At 55.8% G+C, this 4,000-nt stretch carries 4 protein-coding genes; 3 read left to right on the top strand and 1 reads right to left on the bottom strand.

Going from position 1 to position 4,000, the window contains the following annotated elements; all coding sequences use genetic code 11:
- Window positions 1-160 precede the first annotated feature (160 nt).
- From mnmA to FJY67_11535, 3 genes are all read left to right on the top strand, one after another.
- Window positions 161-1,261 (top strand): tRNA 2-thiouridine(34) synthase MnmA, encoded by a 1,101-nt coding sequence (gene mnmA, locus FJY67_11545; GenBank protein ID MBM3330082.1) that lies wholly within the window; start codon window positions 161-163, stop codon window positions 1,259-1,261.
- Between the two features lie 99 nt (window positions 1,262-1,360).
- Window positions 1,361-2,770, top strand: coding sequence for a glucose-6-phosphate isomerase (locus tag FJY67_11540; GenBank protein ID MBM3330081.1), 1,410 nt, complete (start codon window positions 1,361-1,363; stop codon window positions 2,768-2,770).
- A 32-nt stretch (window positions 2,771-2,802) separates the two neighbouring features.
- Window positions 2,803-3,783, top strand: coding sequence for an aldo/keto reductase (locus FJY67_11535; GenBank protein MBM3330080.1), 981 nt, complete (start codon window positions 2,803-2,805; stop codon window positions 3,781-3,783).
- A gap of 29 nt (window positions 3,784-3,812) precedes the next feature.
- Here the strand turns inward: FJY67_11535 and FJY67_11530 are convergent.
- Window positions 3,813-4,000 (bottom strand): ABC transporter permease (locus FJY67_11530; GenBank protein ID MBM3330079.1); only part of this gene is annotated, 188 nt, incomplete at its 5' end.

Below are 4,000 nucleotides of genomic sequence, written 5' to 3'. Positions count from 1 at the left end.
TGGCAATGGGAGTCCCCCGGGAGTTGGCTCAGGCGTCGCTTCGCTTGACATTAGGGCGTAGCACAACCGCCGAGGATGTCGGTTATGCCGCACGGATCATTGTCGATAATGTAACCCGACTGCGCCGTATGTCCGGGCTAATCATCGCTCAAGCGACGGGATGAGAATAAAGGTGTTAACCTCACCGCTCAAAGTCGCTGTGGCGATGAGCGGCGGCGTCGATTCCTCTGTTGCCGCCGCGCTTCTTGTCGAAGCTGGGCATACGGTCGTAGGCTTCACCCTAAAGTTGTGGGACGCCGAGGAGGAAGAACATTCCCGCAAGGTCTGCTGCACTACAGTTATGGCGCGCGATGCCGGATCTGTCTGTGAAAAACTTGGCATTCCGCATTACACCCTCGACTTACGCGAGTCTTTCCAGCGTGAAGTTATCGATCCTTTCGAGACCGATTATCTTGCCGGTCGGACTCCCAATCCTTGTGTTCGCTGCAACCGGTTTCTCAAGTGGGGAGCACTCTGTAACAAAGCCCGGTTACTCGGTCTCGATTACATCGCAACGGGGCACTACGCACGGGTGATACATGAAGATGATGGCGGGGCGCATCTGTTGCAGGGGGCTGATACCAACAAAGACCAAACCTACTTCCTCTGGAGCATCCCCCCCGCTCTGCTCTCAAAGACACTCTTTCCGCTTGGTGAAATGACCAAGGATCAGGTGAGGTCGGAGGCGCGTCGATTCGGACTGTCGGTAGCAGACAAGGTAGAGAGTCAGGAGGTTTGCTTCGTTCCGCGCGATGACTATCGAGGCTGGTTGTTTTCGAGACATCCCGACCTGGCAAAGGGAAACTATGCCGGGACTATTGTCGATTCTTCCGGTAACGAGATTGGTCAGCACCCGGGCTATCCCTACTTCACCATTGGTCAGCGACGAGGGCTTGGCTTGGGCGGTGGACAGACCTTATTCGTAACGTCAATTGATCCGAAGACGCGTCGAGTGACGGTCGGCGCACGCGAAGATCTACGGCGCGACCGGTTTGCGCTCTATGAACTCAATTGCTTTGAAGACGCACTTGAGATCACAAGCGATTTATCGGTTCGGATCCGCTATCGCGACCGGGGAACACCGGTTGCCCGTATAGAGCGGCAGAATGGGCATCACATCGTCCATCTTGGTGTGCCAATTGAGGCGATTACACCGGGGCAGTCGGCAGTTTTCTATCGCGGCAAAGAACTTGTGGCCGGTGGTATTATAGGACTGGATTGAAGTATTGGGATTTGGGACATATGTCTGAATATATAGAACTTGCACCGATGCAGAACTCTCAGATAGGATCGGAAATGCAGGTTGAACATAGAGGGACTGGTGAGTATTCATCTTGATCCGCGAATGGCCATGGCAGAGTCGATCGGGATTCAACATGGCATAAACACCGGCGACCTGGAAGCGGTCCGTTATGTCTTCAATGCCGTCCGCCAGGACATCGCATCCCGCCACGCTACCGGGCAATTGCCATTCTGGGACCTGCCTTTCGATCAAGCCTTGATCGATCAGGTCGAGGTCTTTGCGAAAGAGGCGCAGGAGCGATTCGATAATCTGGTCTTGATGGGTATAGGCGGGTCGGCGTTAGGCCCGATCGCACTGCATTCAGCGCTCAATCACCCCCAACACAACCTCCTCCCCGCCTCGAAGCGCAATGGGCTGCGCTTTTTCTGTCCGGACAATGTCGATCCCGACCTGTTGGGCAGTGTCCTCGATGTAACCGACCCGAAGTCAACTCTTTACAATGTCGTTTCCAAGTCGGGCGGCACTACCGAGACTGTCGCGCAGTTTCTCATCGTCGTCGAACTCCTTCAACGAGCGCTCGGCAGCAAGTGGCGCGATCATCTCATCCTGACCACAGACCCGGAGCAAGGACTATTACGTAAATTCGCGAACGAGCACCGGGTTGCGACCTTGCCTATTCATCCGGGTGTGGGTGGCAGATTTTCCCTTTTAACCCCGGTCGGCCTACTTCCGGCAGCACTGACGGGAATCGACATTCAGGAACTTTGTGCGGGGGCGCGAACCACCCGGGATGTCTGCTTCAATCCGGTGCTGGAAGAGAATCCGGCAGCGCTTCTGGCAGCGCTGTTTTACACGGCTCAGGTTGCCAAAGATAAGCCGATTCACGTCCTTTTCGCTTACTCCAACCGGCTCTACTTGATAGCCGATTGGTTCCGGCAACTTTGGGCCGAGTCGTTGGGAAAACGCTACAACCTCGATGGGCACGAAGTATTCACCGGTCCGACTCCGGTAAAGGCGATCGGCGCGACCGATCAGCATTCTCAAGTGCAACTCTATGTTGAAGGCCCGCCCGATAAGGCTTTTCTCATTTTAGGGACGAGGCGCTTTAAGCGCGAACTGACACTACCAGACATCGGCACCGACGTGCCGGAAATTGCTTACCTTCAAGGCGTCGATGCCGGCGATGTGCTCAACGCCGAACGTCGGGCGACAGCCTTTTCTCTGGCGCAGGCCGGACGTCCGGTCATCAACCTCGAGATCGACGATATCGACGAACGTCATATCGGATCACTAATGTATCTCCTCGAAGCCGCGACGCTTTATGCCGGCGGTTACTACCGGGTCAATCCACTCGACCAACCCGGTGTCGAGGCTGGCAAAGTCGCGACCTATGCACTGATGGGTCGTCCGGGCTATGAGGCTCACCGGGTAGCAATGGATAAGTTCTATGGCAGACAACCAGGTCAGCCGATAACACTGCATCTATAGTCCATTTTCTTCGTCCAGGAATAGACTCCCTAATGAACAAACGTCGGTTGGGGACAACTTCGCTTGAACTCACTGAAATCGGCTTCGGTGCATGGGCCATTGGCGGCGCCTGGACCTTCGGATGGGGCGCACAGGATGACGACGAGGCGGTTCGAGCCATTGAGAGGGCAATCGACCTCGGAATCAATTGGATCGACACTGCCGCCGTCTATGGGCTTGGCCATAGCGAAGAACTGGTTGCCAAAGCAGTGGCAGGCAAACGTGAAGACATCATTATCGCGACGAAGTGCTCACTGATCTGGGATGAAAGCGGTAAGACTTCATGTTACCTTGCGGCGGATTCGATCATTCGTGAGTGCGAGGCGAGTCTTGGCCGGTTGCAGACCGATCATATCGACCTCTACCAGATACACTGGCCCGATGACGAAGCGCATATTGATGAAGGGTGGGAGGCGATAGGGCGGCTAATCGCAACCGGCAAAGTGCGTTACGGCGGAGTCTCAAACTTCAATGTGGCTCAGTTGCGCAGGGTGGTCTCGGTTCGTCCCATCGCATCGCTGCAGCCACCTTACTCGATGCTCCGACGAGGTGTCGAGGATGAGATTCTCGGCTATTGCCGCGAATCGAATATCGGTGTGATTGCCTACAGCCCTTTGCAATGCGGGCTGTTGACTGGCCGCTTTGATATGGCTCGTGTGGCGCCGGACGATTGGCGCCGTCGGTCTGCCGAGTTTCGCGAGCCGAATCTCGCAATCAATTTAGGCTTTGCAACAGAACTGAAGAAACTCGCGAGCCGCTACAGTCGGACGGCAGGTCAACTGGCGGTGGCGTGGGTGCTTCGGGACCAGGTAATCACCAGCGCCATTGTGGGAGCGCGCAGTGCCGCGCAGGTGGAGGAGAATGTTGGCGGGTCAGGATGGACAATCGAGCCGGAGGTGCTGGCAGAGATAGATGACCTTCTTGCAGATCGCATTCTGAAGATTAGGGCGGCCAACGGGACGATCAGAAGGTAGTCACTGGTTGAGGTTTCATGGGATTCATATTACAGGTAAAACAGCAGCCCCAGGACCGCATCCGCTACAATAACGGCAAAGATTGAAGCGACGACGGACGCCGTCGTTGCCCGTCCTACCGCCTCCGCCCCACCCTTAACTCGCAATCCGTAAAACGCTGCCAGCGCTACGATAAGCCAGGCAAAGACCAGGCTCTTGACCAATCCCGTGACGACGT

This window comes from Calditrichota bacterium, from assembly GCA_016867835.1.
GTDB lineage: Bacteria > Electryoneota > AABM5-125-24 > Hatepunaeales > Hatepunaeaceae > VGIQ01.
Note: the sequence above shows the minus strand (reverse complement) of the source record. Positions and strands in the feature narration are given on the sequence as shown.